Below are 21,674 nucleotides of genomic sequence, written 5' to 3'. Positions count from 1 at the left end.
ATTTACTTCATCCACAACTACGCCCCAAGTTGTGGATTTTTTTTCCCAAGCCTCAAAAAAGAAAATTTCGCATATCAATGTTTTCCAAACACTTACCTTTATATTAAAAAGTGGTTTGTAACTTGTATATATAGATCTGAACTTATACTTAAAACATTATGAAACATTTATTTTTAGGCCTGGCTTTAATTGCTGCCCTTGCATCATGCAACCAAAAAGAAAAAGAACAAATTGCTCAACTCGAAGCTGAGAAAACAGCGCTACTGAACGAGACCACCACCAAAGATTCCACCATAAATACCTACTTTGAATCACTGAACCAAATTGAAGCCAACTTGGCGGAGATAAAGGGGAGAGAAGCAGTTATTTCAAAGGAAACAGCTAAGGGTGGCGAGTTAAGCAAAGACGCTAGAGCACGCGTAAATGAGGATATTAAGGTGATTAACGACTTAATGAATCAGAACAAGCGGACTATCGCAAGGCTTAAGAAAGCAGTCAAGACATCGAATATTCAAATTGTTGAATTGCAAAAGATGCTTGAGAAGATGAACCTACAGATGTCGCAAAAGGATTCGACTATCTCTGTAATGAAGGAAGACTTGGCAAAGTTAAACTTCTCCGTTCAAGCCTTAAACGACACACTATCCACCATTAAAATGGATAATGAAAGAATGGCTACAGATATCAGCTCCAAAACAGTCCAACTAAACACAGCCTATTTCATTATTGGAACAGAGAAAGACCTCATTGCTAAAAAAGTAATAGAAAAAGAAGGAGGCTTCCTTGGCTTAGGAAAATCGCTTAAGGTTGTTGGAAACGTACAACCAGATAACTTCAAACAGGTAGATATCCGCACCCTTAATTCAATCCCACTAAAGGCAAAGGAGATCTCACTGATCAGCACACACCCATCCGACTCTTACGAAATCGTTGGAAGTGAGAAGAAAGTAGAGGAATTTATTATTACAAACTCCACTAAGTTCTGGGAGAAATCGAAATACTTAGTAATACTCATAAAAGAATAGGTTAAATAAAAATAGGTTAACATTAGCGTGTTAGAAAGGAGTTACCCAAGGGTGGCTCCTTTTTTTTATTTAATACTTCCCACTAACTCCGATAAACCAAAAAAAGGCCTAAAATGATTCATACAATCATATTAAAACTCCTTTTCAAAATTGTCATGCTGAAAAAATGAACCTATATCAATGAAAACACCACTAATGTTTAGAAATTTTTACGGTTCAACTAGCGAATAACATTGATTCTACTAGCGCGATTAAACCCCGGAAATTGAACTAATCCGTAGAATAACTATCTTCGGAACAATATAATCGCGATATGGTACATAAAAGAGAAACAAGGAGTATAACCGCTAAGGTTGCAGCAGGGTTCCTTGTCCTATTCATTATAATTGGAGCAGCCATTTTTCTCCTGCTTTCGCAATCCGAAAAAACAAAACCGCTGAGGCAAGCCGCAGAAGTTGCCGGTGCAAAGGCAAATCTGGTGAACGGAATGCTTTCGCGACTCTTGGAAATGGACAGGTTAGCAAGGGCTTACTATACCTCCAGGAATTTTGAACTGCTGGACAACTATCTCCAAAATTTCGAACTCCTCAAGCGCGAAATAGAAACATTGAAGGAGGGCAATGACGGTAATAAACAGCAGCGAGCCCGCATAAAACGAGTAGACACGCTTATCGGGAAAAAACAGGTAATCCACGAAAAACTCTTTGGATTAAAGAGGCAACTGGTTGTAGACACTACTACCCGCGATACCATCCTAAATATGGCCGAGCAACTCTCGGATACAATACAAACCTCCCGCACAATTCTTCAAGTTCACACCATCGAACGAATTCCAGTCCGTATGCCAGAAGCACCAAAAAAGGATAACCTTTTAAAACGGATGTGGAACTCAATAACCGGCACTAAACCAATTGAAATTCAAGTGCCACCGCTCCTAGTCTATTATGAAACAAAAAAAGATACCTCGATAATTTACTCCATAGTTAGCGACACAACTGCTCTTTTACTAAAGAACCAGTTAATTGATTATCGACAGAAAGAGTTAACCATATCTCAAGAAATATCGGAACAGGAGAAACATCTTCAAAAAACCGACCAGCAGATTGCCAATGAAATCCGTAGATTACTATTCCTAATCGAGCATGACCAGCTAAAACTATCGGACGAACGAGCGCAACAAAGCACGGATATACAAGATCGTCTTTACTTATTCTCCATAGCATTGGGAGTGGTTGCATTACTCACCATACTTCTATTCTCCCTTTTTATATGGAGGGATCTTACCCGAAGTGAATACTACAAAAAGGAGTTAGAAACAGCACGGTTGGTGGCAGAAGAACATTTGCGCGTAAAAGAACAATTCTTGGCGACCATGAGCCATGAAATAAGGACACCAATTACCTCCATAATTGGTTTTGCCGAACAACTTGGAAAAACAAACCTGGACCCACAGCAGATCAACTATCAAGCAATTATTACGCAATCGTCGGAACACCTTTTAGGGTTAGTGAACGACATCTTGGACTTCTCGAAGATTGAAGCGGGCATGCTGCATTTGGAAACGGTTCCGTTTTATCCTCAGCAAGCAGTTACAGATGCATGGAACCTTATACACCAGAAGGGAATCGAAAAAGGGCTAACAATGCATTGTGACCTAAATTTTCCAGAGAATATGCGGTTAAGTGGCGATCCACTTCGCCTTCGGCAAATTGTAATAAATCTGCTGGGCAATGCCATTAAATTCACCGAGCACGGAAAGGTAACCCTTAAGGCCACGACAGAACAAGTTGGATCGAAAAAAATTAAGTTAACCATTTTTGTGAGCGACACCGGAATTGGAATCCCAAAAGAGATGCAAGAAGCCATATTCAAAGAGTTTACACAATCCGATCTGGGAGTAACTCGAAGGTTTGGAGGAACAGGTTTAGGCTTAGCAATATGTAAACGCTTGGTTGAAATGCAGGGTGGCAGTTTAGGCGTGAATAGTATTCCAACTAAAGGATCGGAGTTTTATGTATCTCTCCCCTTCGAACCCAACACCGAGGAGGTTCAACCTCAAATGCTAAAAACAGAAATAGCGCCCCCATCCTACCACGATGTCACCATTCTACTGGTGGATGATGATTCTCTCACCCTATTGCTAACAAAAAGTATTCTAGAGAAATATGGAGCTAAGGTGATTACTGCCGTTAACGGAAAGGAAGCGCTAACAACTTTGAAGCAACACGAATCAGTTTCCCTTCTAATTTCGGATATAAACATGCCCGAGATGAGCGGTCCGGAATTGATAGCCGAAATCCGAAAAGACGAAACTTACAAAGGAATTCACGCCCTCTGCACCTCGGCTACTAGTGCCAGCGCCGATATTCAACAATTTCTTACAGCCGGATTCGACGCCGTGCTCACTAAACCATTTCACGAACAAGACCTGATAGATAAATTGGCACCATTGCTTGGAAAAACAACCCAATTTGTTCCAAGCATATCCATAAAGGAAAACGGGGCGAATTATTCCTTCCTCGGAATTAAACAATTCACCGGCGATGACGAACAAGCCTATAAAGCGATTCTTCAATCGTTAATAGAAAACCTTACTCAGGCACTGGAACAAATCCCATCCAATGCCGAAAAAAACGAGCAGAAACAACTTGCCGAATTGGCCCACAAGTTAATACCTCACTTCCATCACTTAGGTATGGTGCAAGGAGTTACGCTTTTGAGCAAAATAGAATTGTTCCGAAAAGAAAGCACTAAGGATTTAGCGTATTTTCAAAAGCAAGCAGAGGAATTCAGGGTGCTAATCAATAATGCAATTGGAGCAATTGAAAAAGAACTTGGCTAAAGATCAATATTATACTGCCGCATCTTATTGTAGAGAGTCTTCCTGTCGATATTCAGCAGTTGAGCCGTTTTGGTTTTATTATACTTAGCCCTTTCGAGTGTCTGCAAAATTAGCTCCTGCTCACTCTTGGCTGCAGCTCCTTTTAATGGGCTATTTGAGTCTCCTAGTGAGATACACTGGCTATCGGCAATCATCTCATTGGGAAGTGTCCCTATTTCTACCATATCGCCATGGGTAAGCAGAACCGTGCGCTTAACAACGTTCTTAAGTTCCCGCAAGTTTCCCGGCCAATAGTAATCCATAAATACGGACATAACCTCTTCCGAAAATCCTGCCACCTGCCTATTCAACTCAGCATTAGCCACCGATAAAAAGTGGGATACAAAGAGAACCAAATCCGATTTTCGCTCACGCAACGAGTGCACAACTATGGAAAATTCATTTAAACGGTGGTAAAGATCCTCCCTGAAATCACCATTGGCTACCGCCTGCTTTAGGTCCTCATTGGTGGCCGAGAGAATACGGATATCGACAGGCACCTCGGCGTTAGCTCCCACCCGCCTTACCTTTCGCTCCTGAATCACTCTTAAGAGTTGCATTTGAACATCATAGCTGAGATTACCCACTTCATCAAGAAAGAGCGTTCCGCCATTGGCAGCCTCAAACTGTCCCTGCTTATCAGTAATAGCACCAGTAAACGAGCCTTTCACATGCCCAAACAGTTCGCTGGCCGCTAGGTCTTTGGGTAGCGCGCCACAATCTATGGCTATAAAGGGTTTATTCCCGCGACTGCTAAGGTTGTGAATTCTTCTGGCGACGAACTCCTTCCCTGTGCCACTTTCGCCCAGAATAAGCACCGACATGGAGGTAGGTGCAACCAGCTTAACAAACTCGAGAGTTTTTAGGGCAAGAGGACTCTTTCCCTCAATATAGGAAACCTTTTCCCCTACTCCAATCGTTCGAACAGCCCTGCTCCCACTTTTACCGCCAGCGGTTAAAGCTGCGCCTATAGTCGCAAGAATTTCATCGGGGCTTATAGGCTTAGCCACATAATCGAATGCGCCCAGCTTCATCGCCTGAACTGCAGTTCGTATATCAGCATAACCAGTCATAAGAATTACTGGAATTTGCGGTTTTTCACGCATAACCTTCTCCAGCAAATCAATTCCATCCTTGTCGGGAAGCCGCAAATCGGTTAGAATAACCTCAGGATTAAACTTGGCAAGCTGACGAACTCCCTCGCTATATGAAAAAGCAGTTTCAACCTCAAATCCCTTTTTCATCAAAAAGGTTTTAAGCATTAAACAAAATGTAACATCATCATCGACAACTAGCGCTCTAATCATATGCATCTACCCGACTCTTTAACCAAAGTGTTTTGTTGAAAACGAAGGCGTTCTCACAGACCTTGGACGAACCATCTGAATGGTAAAGATAGAACAAAAAAGTAAACCCGGAGTGCAGCAGTGCAGCAGTCCGGGTATAATGAAGTAGAGCTAGTAGGGAATATCCAAAAAAGATCGATTAAATGCTTTTGAAACCGAGTAGTGCAAGACTGGCATCAATTCTAGGTTTAACCAATAAAAACCATGTAAGCATTATCTTTTACAGATATATACCTTCTTTTATTATAAAAATCATGCCAAAAAGTGAATTGCATGCATAACTATCAATACAACCATGCATTACAGAATTTTCCACCTTACTAAACCCTTAATTGGGGAAAAAACACCACAACTTGTCACCCCGTTTTGTAGAAAAAAAGAGCCGCCCAAATTAATGGACGGCTCCTGTATAATAAACTGGTAAAACTATACCGTATGAACGCTTTGAATAATGGCCATACCCCTTTTAATGGCTTCCTCATTTTGAGGAATGAGGTTATGGTGACGTTCGGGAAGCGATTTCTTTAATCCCTTAACCACGTTCTCAATCAAAACTACCGGTTTAATCTTTAGATATGCACCAAACACAATCATATTGAAGGATTGTGCGCTGTTGATACGGGCAGCCTCTTCAGCAGCCTCTACCTTGTAGATATTGATATCCTTACGCTGAGGGTGACGGGTTATGCCGTTGGGATCGTAAAGAAGAACCCCACCTGGTTTTACGTGTTTCTCAAACTTATCGAGCGACTGTTGATTAAGGATAATGGCAGTATCGAACTCCTGTACAATAGGAGAACTGATTCGCTTATCGCTCAAAATCACAATCACATTGGCAGTACCACCGCGCATTTCGGGACCATATGACGGCATCCAGGTAACCTCTTGGTTTTGCATTACCCCGGAGTAGGCCAAAATCTTTCCCATCGAAAGAACGCCCTGACCACCAAACCCTGCAATAATTATTTCTTCTTTCATTTTTTGCAATGTTTAAAGAGTTAACAAAAGGCTATTCATCCTTCATATCGCCCAGTGGGTATGCGGGGAACATATTTGCCACCATCCACTCGTTCGATTTAACCGGCGAAAGTTTCCAACCGGAACTGCAGGTACCAACCACCTCAATAAAAGAGGTGCCCTTCTTATTGGCTGAGTTTTCAAAAGCCTTTTGAATAGCCTTCTTGGTTTTGCGTACACTTCCGGGAGTATGTGCCGACTGACGCGTTACATAACAGGTACCGGGAAGCTGTGCAATAAGCTCAGTGATTTTTAGCGGGTGACCATTCAACTCAACAGTACGACCATAAGGAGTCGTAGCCGTTTTCATACCGATTAAGGTAGTTGGAGCCATTTGACCACCTGTCATACCGTAAATAGCGTTGTTAATGAACACTACGGTAATGTTTTCACCACGGTTGCAAGCATGCATAATTTCCGCAGTTCCAATGGAAGCTAAATCGCCATCGCCTTGGTAGGTGAATACATTCTTTTCGGGGTATAACCGCTTGGTTGCTGTTGCAACAGCAGGTGCACGTCCGTGAGCTGCTTGCTGCCAATCGATATCGAGATAGTTGTATGCAAATACAGAGCATCCTACTGGCGAAACGCCAATGGTTTTATCCTGAATTCCCATTTCGTCAATTACCTCAGCAATAATCTTATGAACCACGCCATGGGTACATCCAGGACAGTAGTGCATTACATTATCAGTTAAAATCTTGGTTTTACTGTAAGCCAGATTCTCTGGCTTAATAATATCCTTTATATCCATGGCTACTTTCCTCCGTTGATAATTTGTTTCTTCAGTGCATCAACTACCTCATTGGGGTTTGGAATCATACCACCAAGACGGCCATAATGCTCAACAGGAACCTTACCGTTTACAGCAAGTCTAACGTCCTCAACCATTTGGCCGGCGCTCATTTCTACTGCAAGTACCCCCTTCAGTTGACCACACATCGCTTGAATTGCTTTGGTTGGGTATGGGAAAAGAGTAATTGGACGCAACAAACCAACTTTAATGCCTTCCTCGCGCGCAATTTCTACTGCTTTGGAGCAGATACGAGCCGATGAACCGTAAGCAACGAACAGGTAATCAGCATCGTCACACATGATTTTTTCGAAGCGAACTTCGTTCTCTTCGATAGTGCGATATTTAGCCTGCAACTTATGGTTGAATACTTCTTGGCGACTTGAGTCTAGTTCAAGTGAAGTTATTATGTGGCGGTCACGGTTTGCCTTCTTTCCTGTAGTAGCCCAACTGCCATGTAACTTATCAATTTCGGCTTCAGTCCAGCGTGGCTTAAAATCGCTTAGTTCAACCTTTTCCATCATCTGACCAATTACCCCATCGGTAAGGATCATTGCGGGATTGCGGTATTTGAATGCTAGTTCGAAACCAAGATCTACAAAGTCGTTCATCTCCTGAACCGATGCAGGGGCTAAAACAATTAACTTGTAATCGCCATGACCACCGCCTTTTACAGCCTGAAAGTAGTCACTTTGAGCAGGCTGAATCGTTCCAAGACCTGGGCCGCCACGCACTACGTTTACAACAAGGCAAGGCAGTTCAGCACCAGCAAGGTAAGTAAGCCCTTCGCACATAAGACTGATTCCGGGGCTCGAAGAAGAGGTAAATACCTTTTTTCCACAAGCGGCACCGCCGTATAGCATGTTGATGGATGAAGTCTCACTCTCTGCCTGAAGAACAACCATGCCGGTCTCTTCCCATGGACGGCGTATCATGAGGGTTTCCATAACCTCGGATTGAGGGGTGATTGGGTAGCCAAAATAGCCGTCGCATCCGCAGCGGATGGCTGCCTCAGCGATTACCTCATTCCCCTTCATTAACCTTAAATCTCCCATTACACCAATGTTTTTTAAAGTTATTAATTTCGTTTTGCTAAGCTTCTACAGCTTTTACCTTATAAACCGTAATTGCGCTATCGGGACATACCAAACCGCAGCTGGTACAACCTACGCAACTTTCAGGGTTAGCCATATATGCATAGTTGTAACCCTTTGAGTTTACTTCCTTTGCTAGACTAATCACTTTTGTGGGACAAGCAACAACACAAAGGCCACAGCCTTTGCATTTCTCAGTGTCCACTACAATTGCTCCTCTTACTTTTGCCATGTTTCGAAGGATTTATCGTTTAAAATTGTGGTTAATTTACGTATAATTCTCAATTATAATGATCCTTAAACAACAGGATGATTTTTATGAAATGTAGCGAGACGTTGCTCCAGCACCGGAATTTGCCCATCCTGAACTTGCGAAACACAGGCTCGTAATCCTTCAATTCGCTCACTACCGGTAATCGAAAGTGATATTGCGCTCACACCATAGTAAAGCAGCTCTTCAATAAGCTTCTCACCCGAAAAGCCAGGATAGCTAATGGTAAAATAAAACCCATCGGCCAACGGTTGATCCTCATCCATGTCGTAAACCAGACGAAATCCGTTTTTAAGAAAAATTGCTTTCATCAGTTTGGCCCGCTCACCATACACCCTTACGCTTTCTACAAAGTTGAACTCTCCACAATTTACTGCTTTAAGAATTGCAGCCAACCCGTATTGCGCGGAATGGCTCGTTCCTGACGACAACGAATAAACGGCACCATACACCATGGCGTATCCAAAAATATCGGAAGAGAAAAAGCGTTTTAAATCAGGAAACTGTTTTTTTGCCAATGCATTAGAAATAACCAACATACCAATTCGCTGTCCTGCATAACTAAATGCTTTAGAACTAGATATCAGAAGGATATAGTTATCAGTATAGTTGGCCACGGTAGCCTGGTAGGGTGCTTCGCCCGGTTTTGAAAGATCTTTACGAAAATCCATGGCAAAATAAGCCAAGTCTTCTATTACAATTACATTATACTTGGTGGCCAATTCTCCAATTACTTGAAGTTCTTCCTCTGTGAAGCAAATCCAGGATGGATTATTGGGGTTGGAATAGATAATGGTAGCAATATCGCCCTTGCTCAGGTAACTCTCTAATTTCGCCTTGAGTTTTGCTCCTCTATAATTGTATACATCAAAGGTTTCGTATCCCATTCCAAGCACCCTAAGTTGCTGCTTTTGAACAGGAAAACCAGGGTCGACAAATAGCGTTTTATCCTTGCCGACTTGACAGCGATTACCTACCAAAAAGGAGGCCATTCCACCTTGCATGGAACCTACCGTGGGGATGCAATACTTCTCATCCACATCCACATTAATAAAGTTCTTTACAAACAGGGATATTTCAGTTTTGAGTGCCGGAATACCATCAATCATTGGGTATTTTGAGGCAACGCCGCTGCGCAGGGCTACAATCTCAGCCTCTACACCCACCTTTGCTGGCTCTAACCCTGGAACGCCCATCTCCATGCGGATAAACTTCTCCCCGCTAGCTATTTCAATCTCATTCACTAGCCGTACTAACTCTCGAATAGATGCCTTTCCGACATTAGGAAGCCCTGATGCCTTGATCTTCTCGAATACGATTTCGCTTTTTATTGGGGTAGCCTGCATAATTTGCGCTTTTTTTCAAGCACAATTTTACTCATTATTTAGATAATTTAAACTTTTTTTCACCTGTTTTATAACAATTTATAACCAATCCACCTCTTTTGATTGCTTTTTGACACCTAACAACCCAATTCTTATCAGAAATTGCAGATTCCTGAACTTCACTAAAAAAACAACAATCGTAAATCGTCGCATTTTCGGGAACATAAAGACTAAGCTATCCTTATGGCTTGAACAGGAGTGTTTTGATCTTCGAATTCTGATGAAGAAAAGAAAGCGACTTAAACCAAACCTTTTGTTACAAAAAAAGGTGCCCTATATAGAGCACCTTCTAATTATATGTAGCATAAAAGACTACTCTAAATATGTATAACCGTAAAGGCCGGAGCGATACATCGAAAGAAATTCCTTCCCCTCTTCCACGCTAATATTTCCACCCTTTACCGAAGAGGTTACCCAACTTTCAACGGTACGAACCATCTTCTTGGAATTGTACTGCACGTAGTCTAATACCTCAGCAACTGTCTCTCCATCAATAATTTGATCAATAGAGTAGCCATCCTTACCCACCGATACGTGAACCGCATTGGTATCGCCAAAGAGATTGTGCAAATCGCCCAAGATTTCTTGGTAAGCGCCCACAAGGAATACACCTATATAATACGATTCCTTCGACTTTATGGAGTGAACCGGTAAGTCGTAAGAGAAATTACGGGTGGAGATGAAGTTATCAATTTTGCCGTCCGAATCGCAGGTGATATCTTGAATGGTTGCGTTTCTATCGGGTTTCTCATCAAGCCTTTGAATGGGCATAATGGGAAATATCTGGTCGATCGCCCATGAATCGGGAAGCGACTGAAACAGGGAGAAGTTGCAAAAATACTTATCGGAAAGCAACTTAGGGAGCGATCTGAAATCCTCCATGCCGTGCTTTGTTTCACCGTTCATCTGGTTGATCTCTTTGGCAATGGACCAGAACAACCGCTCTACTTGAGCCCGAGTTTTAAGATCGAGTAGTCCAAGACTAAACCGATCAAGCGCCTCCTCGCGGATCTGCTGGGCATCATGCCACGTCTCAAGCATTCCGGTTTGGTTAAGCTTATCCCACAGCGAGTAAAGTTCGCAAACCAACTCATGTTCGTTTGGTCCCACTTCCTCCTCATCGTCCCACGTAGGAATGGACGTTGTTTCCAACACTTCAAATATGAGCACAGAATGATGAGCCGTGAGCGACCTACCCGATTCCGTGATAATATTTGGATGAGGAATGCCATTCTTATTGGCCGCATCTACAATGGTAAAGATAGAGTCGTTCACATACTCTTGAATGGAGTAGTTTACGCTGCTCTCACTGTTCGATGAGCGGGTGCCATCATAATCCACACCGAGTCCACCTCCAATATCTACAAAGTCGATGTTAAATCCCATTTTGTAGAGCTGCACATAAAACTGAGAAGCTTCGCGAAGGGCAATTTTGATGCGGCGAATCTTGTTTACTTGGCTCCCGATATGGAAGTGAACCAAGCGAAGACAATCCTTAAGCTTATTCTTCTCCAAGAAATCTAGTGCCTCAAGCAACTCGCTTGAGGTAAGTCCAAACTTGCTAACATCACCGCCCGAATCTTCCCACTTTCCACTACCGGAACTGGCAAGTTTGACACGAATACCGATGTTTGGCTTAATCTTTAAGCGACGCGAAATGGTAGCCACTAGCTTAAGCTCATTCAACTTCTCAATAACAATAAAAATGCGCTTGCCCATTTTCTGGGCTAGAAGTGCAAGTTCAATATAGTTTTCGTCCTTATACCCGTTGCAGATAATCAGCGAATCGCTATCGGTATTGATAGCAATAACGGCATGAAGTTCAGGTTTTGAACCGGCCTCCAGACCAATATTAAATTTTTTTCCGTGGCTGACAATCTCCTCAACAACGGGACGCATTTGGTTTACCTTTATGGGGTATATGATAAAATTCTGCGCCTTATATTCATACTCTTCGGCTGCTATCTTAAAGCAACTCGACATCTTTTCAATCCGGTTATCCAAAATATCCGGAAACCGTATCAGCATGGGAGCCGATACATCTCGGAGTGTAAGCTCCTCAACCAACTCCTTTAAATCGACCTCAACACCATTTTTTTTGGGTGTCACCACAACGTTGCCTTTGTCGTTGATCGAAAAATAGTTTACTCCCCAACCTGCTACGTTGTAGAGTTCGGCCGAATCATCAATACGCCACTTTCTCATTCGCTAAAATAATTACCCCTTTAATAATTTACTAACAACTAGTTACACTGGTTAAAAACCGCAGCGAAATTAGGCATTGTAAACCATAAATAATAACGATTCTCATTTTTTTTCACACATCGCTCATAAATATACGCAACACCTTGCATTTTTCAACAAAAAATCGCCACTAAAAAACACATACCATGCTACTGATGTGAATAATACATTAAAAAACGAAATGGTATAAATATTTATCCAAACATCGAATTAAGATGCATTGGTTGTTTCATCCTTTGGCGAAATTCCAAAAAAAGAGTTCTATAATACCTCAATCGAACAAAGGGGATCAAGGTTATCCATATTCCAACGGGCTCAATTGCTTCTAGCTAGAGGAATCTCAACATATCTATGATTGACCGGAGTGGTAAAAGAAGAATATAATTGCGAAACGCAACCAATCCATATCCAGCTGTTCCCCATAGTATAAGTCTCAGCAGGGGAAGCGCGAGGATACTGGACTCCCATATTCGCACAAGAAGCATAAGCCCGATTCCCCCAAATGCCAGTTTGATAAAATAATCTAACAAATTATAACCATCCACTCCAATTTGGTGGTCGGTGCATTGTATGGTGTCTTACTGCAAAAAAAATAGAATAATAAATATTGCTAGAATAGTTATATTTGCAGTATCTTCGTTCGTTATACTGCATTACTAAACAAAGGAGAATTGCATTACAATACGACTAAACTCATAAACCAATATTTATAGCAATTCTGTGTTCTATTGCAATTGCATCCTCATACGGGCAGCAACAGTCACATAAAGTAATCCAAACAAAACAGGGATATTACTAAACATTTTTCACTCCAAAACCTTTATATTCGTATCTCCAAAAAAAATTATCAGGGAGAATTTAATGTAACCATAAAAATGAGAACCCTTTTATTTCTACTTTTTGCTGGCATTATTACCGCGTGTAGCACAACGAATAATAGTTCGTCTCACTTTGAGGAGGATAGAATATTCTTAACTAGAAAGTATGTTGGCCAGTTCGTTACTTATCGTTACACTGAACCAGAACTCACAGGAATGCCGAATATTATTTGGATCAAAACATCCCGAGACACTATCTTTGGTAAAATATCGGCCTATAGTAAGAAATGTGATTTTGCAGTTGGAGACAGGCTCTATCTAAAAAGAACCTTTATCACTCCAGCTGGTTCTATGGGATACTGGAACTATACTATTGAGAACAATGTGGAAGTGCATTATCCATTAATTGACTATCAATCGGACAAAAAGGTCCTTATAGAAAACTGGTTTGAATAACAATTAACCTGATACCCGAACTGATTATTGGTATATTAAAATGAGCGGATTCACTCCAACAATTAATAATGCCCTAAAATACTAGAAAAGACCAGCCGCACGGCTGGTCTTTTTCGTTACTTTTACTCAGCAAACGCATTACTTACAAATGAACGATATGGAAAGTAATCATCTCAAAAACCAAGACACAACGCTTCGCCTACCATACCCGATTACCTCAGCCGACACCGATATGAATGCGCGCTTAAAGCTGAGTTCGCTGACAAATTTTCTAGTCCAAGCAGCCATTACTTCCGCCGATAGCCTTGGATTCGGCTTTGGAGGCTTACGTCAGCAAAAACTGTTTTGGGTACTAAGCCGACTAACCATAGAGATTGAAAGGCCTCTTACCTGGTATCAATCGTGCGAAGTAGAGACATGGCCCAAGGATTTGGATAAGATTCTATACCTGAGAGATTACTTAATTCGCAATCAGGAACAACAACTAGTTGCCAAGGCCACTTCAGGTTGGCTTGCTATTGATCTGAAAACCAAACGCCCAAAAACCTTTGAAGGCGATATCTCGATTTTCAACCAGCTAAAAGACAAGCATGCATTGAGCATTCTTCCCGAAAAACTATTTCCTGTAAAGGGAGGTAACGCGGTGGAGATCAAACCAACATTCTTCGATTTCGATTTGAATGGTCACGTTACCGCCACCCGCTATATCGACTGGATGATGGATACATTTCCCATTGATTTTCACAAAAACAACTATCCCAAGAAGTTATCAATAAACTTCCTAAAAGAGATCATGCCGGGCGAAGCAATCCAGCTAACTCACAGCAACAGCGATGAAAAATCGTTTTCGTTTGAAGGCTTCAACACAACCGCCAATACGTTTGCCTTCCGCGGATTGATTGAGTTTTAAACTCATCAACGATAAAACAAGAAAGGCCAACCTTGCGGTTGGCCTTTTCAATATATCATTAAGAATGCTTAGGCAAACTTATTCTTTAGGCGAACAACCCAATTTTTAACACGCGATTCGGTTTTTTCTGCTTCAAAATCCTCATCAATAGGAAGACCGATAAACTCACCGTCAATAACGGCTATCGACTCCTTGAACTCATACTCCTTAACCGAGCATCGACCTACAATCTTAGCATTTTTCTCCAGCAGACCGGTAGCAACCTCACCCATGGCATTCACAAAGTGGAAAGGGTAGGTTAAATGATCGCCCAACCCAAAAAGGGCAAAAGTCTTACCTTCAACCTTAACATTTGCCAACTCGGAACGAAATTGATTCCAATCCTTCTTTACTGCATCGGCTTGCCATGTTGCCTTTCCTATGGTAGAGCAACCAAATATTATGTTCTGAAAGCGCTCCACATCTGCTGCAGTTGCATCGTGCACAGGGATCAACTCTACGTTTTCCTCACCAAATTCTTTGGCGATTCTCTTGGCTACTCGCTCGGTGCTACCACCCACGGGTCCATAAAATATACCTACTTTATTCATAATAATTCTCTTTGCTACAAATATACAACTATTTTCCACTCTTTAGGCTTGCCAGCGAGAGAAGCACACCCAATGCAATTCCGAGGAGGGCTGCAAACAGCACGCGCATCTCAGCAGGGAGAAGGAATGTGATAGTATGTGCAGGTATCCAAAAGAAGGGAATTGTTTTCTTAAAAACAAAATTCCACTGAACATCCCAGTTCATTCCCGACATTATTTTACCAAAGTGTATTGGACGAAAAAGTCCCCCAACCTTACCACCATGCTGAACAATGTGAATATCTGTAATCTTGTGCAGGGTCATCATAACCGGAGCATAAATGGTATTCATAGCCGCAGATATGGAGAATGCCACAAGAAGTTTTGCCCATGAGAGATCGCCCTTCATAATTGCAGGAGCATCGGTTAGCCCAACGGCTGCAAGAAATTCTGGCATACCCTTCGAAAAGATTATAAAGGACATGTAGATAGTGAGTCCTAGAAATCCCCATACAATTGCACGAGGAATAAGGCCAAAGCCCTGCTTGTTGTAAACACCTTCACGTAATCGTAAGCCAATGGCTTCGCCAAAAGTAGCCAGCAATGCAAATTTAATGAAGCTGGTTACAAGTGCATGCTCCTTGTTGAATGTTTCGTAGAAACCGTAAACCGCATCGGAAAGAAAGAAGGGGAGAAAAAAAAGGATTACTCCCAATAGAACGTATAAATCTGATTTTTTCATTGTTGAAACGTTAAAAGTTAAAAGAAGAAGTCAAAGGAGTAAAAGAAGTTAGAAGAATGACTATCTAATGTTTTCTCTGCGCGTTTTGTGTAATTTTCCTCTGTGTTCTCTGTGGTTAAAAGAAGAAGTAAAAGAAGTAAAAGAAGTAAAAGAAGTAAAAGAAGTTAGAAGAATGAGTATCTAATGTTTTCTCTGCGCCTTCTGTGGTTAAAAGGAGAAGTCAAAGGAGTAAAAGGAGTAAAAGAAGTCAAAGAAGTTAGAAGAATGAGTATCTAATGTTTTCTTTGTGCTTCTCTGTTCTTTCCTCTGTGTTCTCTGTGGTTAAAAACAAAACCACTACAGCCTACTTTCTATTAAAAAAGAAATTAAATCCGGCTATAACTCGTTCCGAGATGTACTCCCATCGCAAGGCTACAAGAATAGCCAAAACAACGATAATCCAAATAAAACTCTTTTCCGTAGGCGTCAATGCCTGATACTTCTCCTTTAAACTCATACATCTTTATTTTTCAATCCGAATACGAGCATCTACAGCCACTACCCTATCCTTACGGCCGAGCAATGGATTTAAGTCCATCTCGAAAATCTCGGGAGCCACTGTAACCAATGCCGAAACTCTCGACACCATCTCAGCAAACAGCTCTTGGTTTACAGGCTCTTGTCCACGAACGCCTTCCAGAATCTTATAACTCTTAAGGCTCTTAATAAAGGTTGAAGCTTCAGCTACCGATATTGGTGCAATGCCTGCCTTAACGTCGTGCAACACCTCAATAAAGATACCACCAAGTCCGCATAGAACTAAGTGTCCAAACTTGTCCTCACGCTTTGCTCCCACAAACAGCTCAACACCCGAGAGCATAGGCTGAAGAAGAATAGCAGTAGTATCCTTAATGGTAATCATGCGATCGAACTCACGGGCTGCTGTCTCGGCATCCCTTACGTTGAGCACAACGCCACCAACATCGCTCTTGTGAACTGGTCCAACCACCTTCATTACTACAGGGTAGCCCAACTTTCCGGCTGCCTTTACGGCCTCCTCACGCGAAGTAACCACAGCCTCCCCGGCCCTAGTAATTCCGGCGGCATCAAGTAGTTCCTGAACTGCTTCAGGCGATAGGTATCCATTATCAACGCCATCGATCACTTTCCGTATTGCCTTTACATCAACCGTTGGCAGCTCTGCCACTTCAGGCATTGGCTTAGGGGTATGGTAAACCTTAGCTAAGGCATTACCAAAAACCACCTCGTCGGGGAAGTTTACCCGTCCCTTTGCGAGGAAGTGGGCAATTTCGTCCTTAACGTTAATTACTGATGGAAGAATTGGATATATGGGTTTCTTGCACGATTTCATTTTCTCGTGCAGCAAGTCGTACACATCGTAAACTGGGCAAAGACCAGGGCTACCAAAGATAACCGCCATGGCATCTACGTTATCAAAATCGTTTTCGCAGGCGTCGATAATAAGGCCCAAATGCTCGGCCGTTCCGGTTGCAAGGAAGTCAATTGGGTTGGCTACCGACGATCCGGCAAACAACTTTTCGAGTAATGCGCTTGCCTTTGGTCCCTCAATATGGGGAACATCGAGTCCGTTGTTGGAAAGGGCATCGGTAAGCATAACTGCCGGTCCGCCGGCATGGGTAATAATAGCAATGTTCTTGCCCTTTAGCTCAGGGTGCATAAAGATGGAGGCCACGGTAGCCAGCTCCTCTCGTCCACCGCAGCGCACAATACCCGCTTTGCGGAACAGTGCCTCTACAGCAACATCGGGACTTGCCATAGCACCCGTATGCGAGGAGGCGGCACGACTGCCTGCAGCCGAACTACCCGACTTAATAGCTGCAATCTTGCATCCCTTCCGAATGAGCGAGGAAGCATGCTTCAACAGCAAGTCGGGCTTATTTACACTCTCTACATAGAGCAACTTTATGGGCGAACTGGTCTTGGGATCGTAAGTCTCATCGAGATACTTGAGCACATCCTCCACACCCATTTGAGCGCTATTACCTACGGAGTAAACGCTATTAAATGTTAAGCCCTTAGGAATTCCTGCCTCCATAATAAACACGGCAGTGGCACCAGAGCCGCTAATAAAGTCGATGCCCTTAGGATCGAACGTAGGAATTGGAGTGGTGAAAACACCGGCATAGTTGGCGTTCATCATACCAATACAGTTTGGGCCAATAAGGCAACCGTTCACTGCATTGATGCTATCCACAATTTGTTGCTCCAGTTTTCCGCCCGCCTCGCTCTCCTCGTGAAATCCGGCAGAGAGGATAATAAATGCGCGGGTATTCTTCTCCTTGGTTAATGTTTCAACGGTAGCGGGACAAAATTTGGCGGCAATAGCCATAATTGCCAAATCAACCTGAGGCAATTCACTCACATCCCGGTATGCCTTTACACCCTGAACCTCATCTAATTTTGGATTAACGACAAATATTTTGCCTTTATAGCCACAATCAATTAGATTTTTCAGAACTTTCCCGCCCGGTTTTTGTATATCATCTGATCCTCCTACCACAACAATGCTTTGGGGATCGAGTAATTGCTTATTTACCATATCGTGTTGATAGTTTTTATTTCTTTCTGATTGCAAATATATGCCAATACACCCTTTACGCAAACGATTTATGCTGTAAAATAGAAAATAAGCTTTAGAGTGTAACAAATACGACAGTTAAAATTTCATTGTTTATTATCTTTGCTCCCTCAACGACTTCGCTACTATGATTCAATTGAACGAGATACTTTCCAAAAATGAGTTTACCAAGGAGGAAATTATTTACCTCCTTTCGCTAGAAGGACCTGAAAAAACAGCCCTCTTCGAAAAGTCTTCGGCCGTGAAGCTAGCCACCATTGGAAACAAGGTTTACTACCGTGGACTCATAGAGTTGTCCAATGTCTGCTCCAAGGATTGCCTCTACTGCGGAATCAGAAACAGCAACGAGAACGTTCATCGCTACAATATTACCGACGAGGAGGTGCTGGAGGTATCGAAGTTTGCGTGGGACAACAAGTATGGCAGCATTGCACTGCAATCGGGCGAGCTAAGGAGTCCTGCCTTTACAAAGCGCATAACCAACCTGCTGAAAAAGATAAAAGAGATGTCGAACGGCGAGTTGGGGGTTACCATCTCCCTTGGCGAGCAGGACGAGGCCACCTACCAAGAGTGGTTCGATGCCGGAGCACACCGCTACCTCCTTCGAATAGAAGTTTCGAACCCAGCCCTATACTACAAATACCATCCGGGCGACCACTCCTACGAGGAGCGGTTAGAGTGCCTGAGAGCGCTCAAGAGAATTGGCTACCAAACAGGAACCGGGGTAATGGTTGGGCTTCCTTTCCAAACCCTCGATGACCTTGCCGACGACCTGCTATTTATGAAGGATATGGATGTACACATGGTAGGCATGGGTCCCTTTGTGGAACACCATGATACACCACTCTATAAATACTCCAACTTACTATTGCCAAAGGAAGAGCGCTTTACGCTTACCCTGAAGATGATTGCCATTCTTAGGCTGATGATGCCCGATATAAACATGGTGGCAGCAACGGCCATGCAGGCCATCGATCCGCTGGGGCGCGAGAAGGCCATTAAGGTTGGCGCCAACATTCTAATGCCCAACATTACCCCCGGCAAGTACCGCGACGACTACAAGCTGTACGAGAATAAGCCCTGCACCGACGATGCTGCGGAGGACTGCAAGAACTGTCTTGAAGCACGCGTACACATTGCCGGCCACGAGGTGGGCTACGGCGAGTGGGGCGATTCGAAGCATTTTGGGAAGTAGATAGGAAGTCGGGAGTCCGAAGACGGAAGTCCGAAGACCGAAGACTTTGATTAAAAACCAAAGCGAGTTGGATCTATTCGCTTTGCTCATGAGCCAAGGGGTTTGGCTAGGCGCGATATTCCGCGCAATAGCATACTTGTGGCGGGTGGTATTCGTGGCTGTGTGCGTTAATTACTTGGTTTCATTTTCGTTCCAATAGTAGCTGTCGGGGTACATCCGCTGGCCAAAAATGGCTGTGCCCACTCTTACAATTGTAGCACCTTCGTCAATGGCTGCCTCAAGGTCGTTGCTCATGCCCATTGAAAGCTCTTTCATTTCGACATTTGGAATGTTTTGCTGGATAATTTCGAGCTGCAGCTTTTTAAGGAGTTTAAAGCATTGTCTTACTTTTTCAGTTTCGGCACTAAAAAGCCCAATAGTCATCAAGCCTTTTATGTGCAAAGACTCTAGCTGCGAAACCTGCTTTACGAGCTCAACTGCATCTTCAGGGCTAACACCAAACTTGCTTTCTTCGGCCGATGTATTTACCTGAATAAATACATCCATTTTCTTTTGCTCATACATCAGGCGTTGATGCAGTTTTTCAGCCAAATCATACCTGTCGAGCGATTCAATACAGGTTACATCGCACTTTAAAATATCCTTTATTTTGTTGGTTTGTAGATGCCCTATAAAATGCTTTTTGTGCGGAGTGTGTATCAGTGCGTCAAATTTTTCTTTGAGTTCCTGAACTTTGTTTTCACCTATCAAAGTTTCGCCTGCTTCAAGCGCAACTTTAATGCCTTCGGCCGAAACAGTTTTAGTTGCCAAAAGCAACTTTACCTCTTGAGGATTTCGTCCCGATTTTTCGCAAGCAGCTGATATCCGTTTCTTAATTAGGGCAAGGTTGTTCAATACGTCACTCATGCTTTTATCCTTTTAAGTCAGTATTATTCAATGGGCTCACATTCATTTTTCGGCAACTGCTGGCTGCTTGGCAATGCGGCCAAGAGCAAAGAAACCCGCAGCAAACCACCAGATAGCAAGCATAAATTACACTATGTAAAGAGGAGAACCATAAAAGGAACACTAAACTCTGAATGTAGTTCAACCGAGCGGCAATCGCTTCGGTAAAGAGCCGTGGGGTTATCGCTGGGCGCTAAGTGCGGCTTAAAGTCCTATTTATTAGGCATTATTTATATCTATATCTTGCTGTATTTTTGTCCCCAATTTTTTCTATTAATCCATTTTCTACAGCAAATTTCAAATCTCGACTTGCAGTTGCTGATGAAATTTCTCTAAAACTCATTAGGTATTCTTTCCGCGTAAAATAGTCTTTTTTTACAAGTGATTTAAAAAGGTTTAACCTGTCAATATTTGTTAAGCTTACATTCTGAATACTTAACAATTCTTCTAAAGACTCAAGAATAATTTCAAGCATAAATTCTATAAAAACAGTTGATTCTCCTGTATTGTCAGATTTTCCAAGTGATTCATAATACTGTTCTTGACGTTCTTTTATTAATGTTTCAATCGGCAAATATTCAAAAACAGGATATGAGTCTTTTAAAATTAGAGTTTGCCATAATCTGCCCATTCTTCCGTTTCCATCAATGAATGGATGAATAAATTCCATTTCATAATGAAATACACAACTTTTAGTTAAATTTAAATCATCCCCATTTTTCAAATATTCAAACAAGTCATTCATTAGCGGCTTAAGCATTTCGCTTGGAGGAGCTATATGTGTAACTTCAGAGCCTTTAACAATTCCAACCGATTTGGTTCTAAGTCTGCCTGCTGATTCAATTAGTCCTTTCATTAATATTCCATGAGCTTCACAGAATGAGTCAAAATTATATGGATTCAAATTGTCCAGATAATCATAAACCGCAATTGCATTCTTAACTTCCAATATGTCTTTTTTCGGTCCAATTACCCTTTTGTTTTCAACAATTGCCGTAATTTGTTCAATAGTTAAGGTATTGCCTTCAATTTCAAGTGAGGAGTGGATTGTCTTAATCCTATTTTTCTTCCTTAATTCAGTCGGCGGCTTACTCAAATGTGCAGAGTTAACTTCTCCAATTTTCTCAGAAATAGAAGCTACTAGTTTTAAAATCTTTCCTGTTATTTTGTATGGTGGTTTCATTTATTCATTTTTTGATAGTATCATATGATAGTATCAAAGATAATGGATTTGATTCAATATGCAAGAAACTTTCTGTTTAGCTTGATATTTCGGTGATATTGTGCCACTTGTTTCGGTGATATTGTGCCACAAAAAAAGGATGATTTCGTGACCAAATTTATGAATTAATTTGAGTTTTTTTCATCTTGTTTTTTCTCATTG

Annotated in this window: 18 protein-coding genes; 5 read left to right on the top strand and 13 right to left on the bottom strand. The window is 42.2% G+C overall.

Going from position 1 to position 21,674, the window contains the following annotated elements; genetic code table 11:
- The first annotated feature begins 158 nt into the window (after nt 1–158).
- Nucleotides 159–1,025 (top strand): Cbp1 family collagen-binding glycoprotein adhesin, encoded by an 867-nt coding sequence (locus BLS65_RS09390; RefSeq protein ID WP_092438282.1) that lies wholly within the window; start codon nt 159–161, stop codon nt 1,023–1,025.
- Nucleotides 1,026–1,338: 313 nt separating this feature from the next.
- Nucleotides 1,339–3,867 carry an ATP-binding protein gene (locus tag BLS65_RS09385; RefSeq protein WP_092438280.1) on the top strand — a complete coding sequence of 843 codons (2,529 nt, stop codon included), beginning with the start codon at nt 1,339–1,341 and terminating at the stop codon, nt 3,865–3,867.
- Here the strand turns inward: BLS65_RS09385 and BLS65_RS09380 are convergent.
- From BLS65_RS09380 to speA, 7 genes are all read right to left on the bottom strand, one after another.
- Complete coding sequence (locus BLS65_RS09380) at nt 3,864–5,213, bottom strand: sigma-54-dependent transcriptional regulator (RefSeq protein ID WP_092438330.1); 1,350 nt, start codon at nt 5,211–5,213, stop codon at nt 3,864–3,866. The two genes, BLS65_RS09385 and BLS65_RS09380, sit on opposite strands and share 4 nt — an antisense overlap.
- A 465-nt stretch (nt 5,214–5,678) precedes the next feature.
- The gene (locus BLS65_RS09375; RefSeq protein ID WP_092438278.1) at nt 5,679–6,230 is read right to left on the bottom strand and encodes a 2-oxoacid:acceptor oxidoreductase family protein; all 552 of its coding nucleotides are present in this window, start codon (nt 6,228–6,230) and stop codon (nt 5,679–5,681) included.
- Between the two features lie 31 nt (nt 6,231–6,261).
- A complete protein-coding gene (locus tag BLS65_RS09370; RefSeq protein ID WP_092438276.1) occupies nt 6,262–7,023 on the bottom strand; it encodes a thiamine pyrophosphate-dependent enzyme in 762 nt (253 codons plus the stop codon).
- A gap of 2 nt (nt 7,024–7,025) precedes the next feature.
- On the bottom strand, nt 7,026–8,117 hold the full coding sequence (locus tag BLS65_RS09365) for a 3-methyl-2-oxobutanoate dehydrogenase subunit VorB (protein ID WP_092438274.1): 1,092 nt from the start codon (nt 8,115–8,117) through the stop codon (nt 7,026–7,028).
- Nucleotides 8,118–8,154: 37 nt separating this feature from the next.
- Nucleotides 8,155–8,388 carry a 4Fe-4S dicluster domain-containing protein gene (locus BLS65_RS09360; protein ID WP_092438272.1) on the bottom strand — a complete coding sequence of 78 codons (234 nt, stop codon included), beginning with the start codon at nt 8,386–8,388 and terminating at the stop codon, nt 8,155–8,157.
- A 65-nt stretch (nt 8,389–8,453) separates the two neighbouring features.
- Nucleotides 8,454–9,773: an aminotransferase class I/II-fold pyridoxal phosphate-dependent enzyme gene (locus BLS65_RS09355; protein WP_092438270.1), complete on the bottom strand. Its 1,320-nt coding sequence runs from the start codon at nt 9,771–9,773 to the stop codon at nt 8,454–8,456.
- A 351-nt stretch (nt 9,774–10,124) separates the two neighbouring features.
- Entirely contained in the window at nt 10,125–12,017 is a 1,893-nt protein-coding gene (gene speA, locus BLS65_RS09350; RefSeq protein WP_092438268.1) for a biosynthetic arginine decarboxylase, read from the bottom strand.
- A 914-nt stretch (nt 12,018–12,931) separates the two neighbouring features.
- Here speA and BLS65_RS09345 point away from each other — a divergent pair.
- Both BLS65_RS09345 and BLS65_RS09340 read left to right on the top strand, forming a co-directional pair.
- Nucleotides 12,932–13,330, top strand: a complete 399-nt coding sequence (locus BLS65_RS09345; protein ID WP_092438266.1) for a hypothetical protein — start codon at nt 12,932–12,934, stop codon at nt 13,328–13,330.
- A 157-nt stretch (nt 13,331–13,487) separates the two neighbouring features.
- Nucleotides 13,488–14,240, top strand: a complete 753-nt coding sequence (locus BLS65_RS09340; protein WP_170830062.1) for an acyl-[acyl-carrier-protein] thioesterase — start codon at nt 13,488–13,490, stop codon at nt 14,238–14,240.
- Nucleotides 14,241–14,308: 68 nt separating this feature from the next.
- Here BLS65_RS09340 and BLS65_RS09335 read toward each other — a convergent pair whose 3' ends face one another.
- From BLS65_RS09335 to BLS65_RS09325, 4 genes are all read right to left on the bottom strand, one after another.
- A complete protein-coding gene (locus BLS65_RS09335) occupies nt 14,309–14,830 on the bottom strand; it encodes a flavodoxin (RefSeq protein WP_092438263.1) in 522 nt (173 codons plus the stop codon).
- Between the two features lie 28 nt (nt 14,831–14,858).
- Complete coding sequence (locus tag BLS65_RS09330) at nt 14,859–15,551, bottom strand: Mpv17/PMP22 family protein (protein WP_092438260.1); 693 nt, start codon at nt 15,549–15,551, stop codon at nt 14,859–14,861.
- 343 nt (nt 15,552–15,894) lie between these two features.
- Complete coding sequence (locus BLS65_RS18230; protein WP_170830061.1) at nt 15,895–16,047, bottom strand: hypothetical protein; 153 nt, start codon at nt 16,045–16,047, stop codon at nt 15,895–15,897.
- A 6-nt stretch (nt 16,048–16,053) separates the two neighbouring features.
- A complete protein-coding gene (locus BLS65_RS09325) occupies nt 16,054–18,111 on the bottom strand; it encodes an acetate--CoA ligase family protein (protein WP_092438258.1) in 2,058 nt (685 codons plus the stop codon).
- A 166-nt stretch (nt 18,112–18,277) separates the two neighbouring features.
- Between BLS65_RS09325 and hydE the strand changes: the two genes are divergently transcribed.
- The gene (gene hydE / locus BLS65_RS09320) at nt 18,278–19,345 is read left to right on the top strand and encodes a [FeFe] hydrogenase H-cluster radical SAM maturase HydE (RefSeq protein WP_092438256.1); all 1,068 of its coding nucleotides are present in this window, start codon (nt 18,278–18,280) and stop codon (nt 19,343–19,345) included.
- 171 nt (nt 19,346–19,516) lie between these two features.
- Here the strand turns inward: hydE and BLS65_RS09315 are convergent, their stop codons facing one another.
- Together BLS65_RS09315 and BLS65_RS09310 are read right to left on the bottom strand one after the other, a co-directional pair.
- Complete coding sequence (locus BLS65_RS09315) at nt 19,517–20,251, bottom strand: YggS family pyridoxal phosphate-dependent enzyme (protein ID WP_092438254.1); 735 nt, start codon at nt 20,249–20,251, stop codon at nt 19,517–19,519.
- 265 nt (nt 20,252–20,516) lie between these two features.
- Nucleotides 20,517–21,473, bottom strand: a complete 957-nt coding sequence (locus BLS65_RS09310) for a Fic family protein (RefSeq protein ID WP_092438252.1) — start codon at nt 21,471–21,473, stop codon at nt 20,517–20,519.
- Between the last annotated feature and the right edge of the window lie 201 nt (nt 21,474–21,674).

Source organism: Williamwhitmania taraxaci, assembly GCF_900096565.1.
Classification (GTDB): domain Bacteria; phylum Bacteroidota; class Bacteroidia; order Bacteroidales; family Williamwhitmaniaceae; genus Williamwhitmania; species Williamwhitmania taraxaci.
The sequence above is the reverse complement of the archived record's forward strand: the minus strand, read 5'-3'. Positions and strand labels throughout refer to the sequence as shown.